This window comes from Nocardia takedensis NBRC 100417, assembly GCF_000308695.1.
In the GTDB taxonomy this organism is placed as follows: domain Bacteria; phylum Actinomycetota; class Actinomycetes; order Mycobacteriales; family Mycobacteriaceae; genus Nocardia; species Nocardia takedensis.
This window is the reverse complement of the sequence record NZ_BAGG01000206.1, coordinates 1-3,566: the sequence shown is the minus strand read 5'-3', so window position 1 is coordinate 3,566 and position 3,566 is coordinate 1. Positions and strand designations below refer to the sequence as shown.

Sequence of the window (3,566 nt, the reverse complement as noted above, 5' to 3'; positions counted from 1 at the left end):
CGGCAGCACCGCGGGAACGAAACCCTGTTCCCTCCGGGCCTTACCGCCGGCGCCACCCTCAATTTCGACGAACGAATGGAATACTGCCGCCGCGAACCACAGGAAGGCGAACGGTCACTCGGCGATTTCGGCGCCGTGCTGATCGACACTGTGGAACGGGCATTGAAGGACGCCGGGATCGGGTTGGACGACATCACACGCGTCGTGCACGACGGCTTCGCCCACGAAGGGCTGCGCGCGGTCTTCCTGGACCCCTTGGGGCTTGAGGAGAGCCGCGGGATCTGGGACTACACCCGCACCGTCGGCCACGCCGGACCCGTCGACCAGATCCGGGGACTGGAGTATCTGTGGCGCACCGGCGCGGTCGGGGTGGGCGAGCACGTGCTGCTGTTCAGTGGCGGGCCCGGCATGGAGGCCGCGTGCGCGGTGCTGGAGATCACCGAAACACCCGACGCCTACAGCGAACACCACGTGTAGCAGCACCGCTGTCACACAGAACGGGATCATCAGTCCCGTCAGTGCCGCGACCATCCGCAGAATCCATTGCCGTGCGGGATGAGGGTGGCGGTCGCGCCGTGCCAGACGGGCCAGGCGGTTCTCGATCGCGTGCGCGCTCATGGCCAGTCCCACCGTGGGCGCGGGAGACACCGCCATATGCAGCAACGCCGAGTACACGACTCGCTCGCCGCAGGCGCGTGCCGCCGTCGCGTCGGCGGTGAGTTCCACCAGCTCGGCCAGCGCGGTTGGCGCGCGCCGGAACAGCGGGACGAACCACAGGCAACGGCCCAGGATCCGTGTCCACTCGAGCAACGTGTGATGGCGACCGCGCAGGTGCGCTCGTTCGTGGGCGATGACCGCCGCGGCCGCGCCGTCACCGAGGCGGAACACCCCCTCGGTGGCCACGACGAGTTCGTGGCTGCCACGCACGCAGAAGGCCAGCGGTTCGTCGTGGTCGAGGCGCAGCAGGTCCGGGGTGAGCGGATCGATACGTCCGACCACACGAAGCAGCGCGGCGTGGGTGTCGGAGGCGCGCAGACGCCGCCGTGAGGCGCCGACGATCCTGGTGCCGATCCATACCGCGGCGCAGGTGAACACCACCGCGATCGTGACCCCCGACAGTCGCTCGACGGCGGTGGAGGCGCCGTGTGCGAAGGGATGCCCGATGCGGTGCGACAGCACACTGGTCGGGAGCAGGCTCACCCCGTGGGTGGGATGCACGAGCACGAATACGCTGGCCGCGCCTGCCGCTAGCACCCCGGCAAGGCACGCCAGCCACCCGACCAACAACAGTGACGGGTCGTAGCGGACCGGATCCAATCGCTCGAGGATTCTCGGCGCGAGGAACCCGACGACCACGGCCGACACGAGCAGCAGGACCGCTGGGACCATGTGTCGCTCCTGTCCTCGTGGACCACCCCGACCGTCCGTCGACGACGGGAGCCGTGAACGGTCCGCCGACCGAGGACACGCCCGGCAGCGCCGATCATCCCCCGATAGCTTCCCGCCCCGTCCAAACTACCGCAGACACCCCGTCGGGGTGGCGACGCAATGTGTCTGGACGGGCAGTGCCCCAAGTTCATTGGGCAGCAATAATTTCGGTCGGTGTGGGCTGGGCTCGGGCGGCGTACGACTTCGAGGTTGCCGCCCTACTAAGCGTCTTAGTACCGTTCTGGACGGCTCGTCGGCGTTCGTACCGCGCGCCGCCACGACCCAGGGGAGGAGTCGCTCATGTCCGATCCGCTCGGTGAAGTCCGCGTCGACGAAGCGTTCGCCGACACCCTCATACGGTGGGTGGACGGTAGGCCCAGTGTCGCGCCGGTGGACGATATCCCGGTCAGCCTCGTGCCGATCAAGCTGCTGCACCAGGGAAATTCGGTCCGCTCCGGTGGTGAGGACCTCGCCCACACCCACGTCCTCGCCGAAACCGAGACCGGACTGCCTCCGATCATCGTGCACCGTGCGAGCATGCGGGTGATCGACGGCATGCACCGCCTACGGGCCGCGATCCTCAAGGGCCGCACCGCTATCGAGGCGCGGATCCTGGACTGCGACGAGGACACCGCGTTCCTGCTCGCGGTGGCCTGTAACATCCGCCACGGGCTGACACTGACCAGTACCGACCGCAAGGCCGCCGCCGAACGTGTGATCGGTGACCACCCCGAATGGTCCGACCGCGCGGTCGCTGCCGCGACCGGACTGTCGGCCAACACCGTGGCGGTGGTGCGGCAACGGTGTTCGACCGCCGAGGCCGCGCAGTCGAACACCCGGCTGGGCAAGGACGGGCGTGTCCGCCCGCTCGACAGCGCCGCCTCCCGTCGACAGGCCGCGGCGATGCTGCGAGACAACCCGCAGGCGGGGCTGCGTGAGATCGCCCGTGCGACAGGGCTTTCCCCGGCGACGGTGTCCGATGTCCGTAAACGCGCGGCGCGCGGTGAGGATCCTGTGCCCGACCGATACCGTCGCGCATCGCGAGAGGACTCCGAGGCGGGCACAGCGGCCGGGCGTGCGCGGGTCTCCGCGGTGAGCGCCCCCGACCGCGACGCGCTGTTGTCGAAACTGCGCAACGATCCGGCATTGCGCTACAGCGACACTGGACGCCAGACGCTGCGCTGGCTGTATCAGCACATGATCGATCCCGACAGCGGCCACGACCTGGCGGCCAATCTGCCCGAGCACTGGCTCGAGGTCGTCGCCGCACTCGCCCTCGACTGCGCCCAGACCTGGAGCGGCCTGGCCGCGCGACTACACGAGCAGGCGCGAACCACCGCCGACCAGCAGGCGCGAACCACCGCCGACCAGCAGGCGCGAACCACCGCCGACCAGCAGGCGCGAACCACCGCCGACCAGCAGGCGCGAACCACCGCCGACCAGCAGGCGCGAACCACCGCCGACCAGCAGGCGCGAACCACCGCCGACCAGCAGGCGCGAACCACCGCCGACCAGCAGGCGCGCGCGCCATTGTCCTTGCCACCGGAATCGGCCACGCCGCTGTGAGAACCGACCTCGATCCACTTGAATACGTTCCCGCTGCCCGCCACAATCGGGTGACCGACGGACATCGATCAGCCCAGGAGGTGCAGGGTGCTCGGGCTCGGCGATCTGGAAGCCGTTGTCATGAACCTGCTCTGGCACGCGAACGCACCGATGCGGGTGCGCGAAGTACGCGAGCGGTGCACCACCGACCTGCGCCGACCCGCCTACACCACCATCATGACCGTCCTGGACAACCTGCATCGCAAGCAGTGGGTGCACCGCCGCCTCGACGACGGCGCCTACCACTACCGCCCCGCGCTGACACGCGAAGAGGCCACCACCCGCGCGCTGCGTCGGGTCCTCGCCGAATCCGGCGACGCCGAAGGCGCGCTGATGCATTTCGTCCGCTCGGCCTCGGCCGAGGAATCCAGCGCGCTCGAGACCGCGCTGCGCAAACGCCGCTGATCCACTCGTCCCACGGGTTCGGGTCCGGTACCGGACGCGGGGCCGAGCATCAACTGTGAACCATCGTCGCCGCGGCAACCGCGCGGCGCCCGGGGTGGTCCCGTCGAAACGAAAAGGGGGAGTCCTGA

At 69.3% G+C, this 3,566-nt stretch carries 3 protein-coding genes and 1 pseudogene; 3 read left to right on the top strand and 1 reads right to left on the bottom strand.

Annotated features, from left to right (window positions below; genetic code table 11):
- Positions 1 to 75 precede the first annotated feature (75 nt).
- On the top strand, positions 76 to 477 hold the full coding sequence (locus tag ON30_RS40245) for a 3-oxoacyl-[acyl-carrier-protein] synthase III C-terminal domain-containing protein (RefSeq protein ID WP_239476477.1): 402 nt from the start codon (positions 76 to 78) through the stop codon (positions 475 to 477).
- Positions 478 to 822: 345 nt separating this feature from the next.
- Here the strand turns inward: ON30_RS40245 and ON30_RS42385 are convergent.
- Positions 823 to 1,389, bottom strand: a pseudogene (locus ON30_RS42385) (M48 family metalloprotease); the annotation flags it as partial.
- A gap of 339 nt (positions 1,390 to 1,728) precedes the next feature.
- On the opposite strand from ON30_RS42385, the gene ON30_RS28035 reads away from it, so the two are divergent.
- Both ON30_RS28035 and ON30_RS28030 read left to right on the top strand, forming a co-directional pair.
- A complete protein-coding gene (locus tag ON30_RS28035) occupies positions 1,729 to 2,994 on the top strand; it encodes a ParB N-terminal domain-containing protein (RefSeq protein ID WP_051030067.1) in 1,266 nt (421 codons plus the stop codon).
- 87 nt (positions 2,995 to 3,081) lie between these two features.
- Entirely contained in the window at positions 3,082 to 3,438 is a 357-nt protein-coding gene (locus tag ON30_RS28030; protein WP_040712012.1) for a BlaI/MecI/CopY family transcriptional regulator, read from the top strand.
- Positions 3,439 to 3,566 lie beyond the last annotated feature (128 nt).

Excerpts from the sequence above, each read along its gene's own strand:
- ON30_RS40245 (WP_239476477.1), top strand. The coding sequence starts at position 76 with ATGGAATACTGCCGCCGCGAACCACAGGAAGGCGAACGGTCACTCGGC.
- ON30_RS28035 (WP_051030067.1), top strand. The coding sequence starts at position 1,729 with ATGTCCGATCCGCTCGGTGAAGTCCGCGTCGACGAAGCGTTCGCCGAC.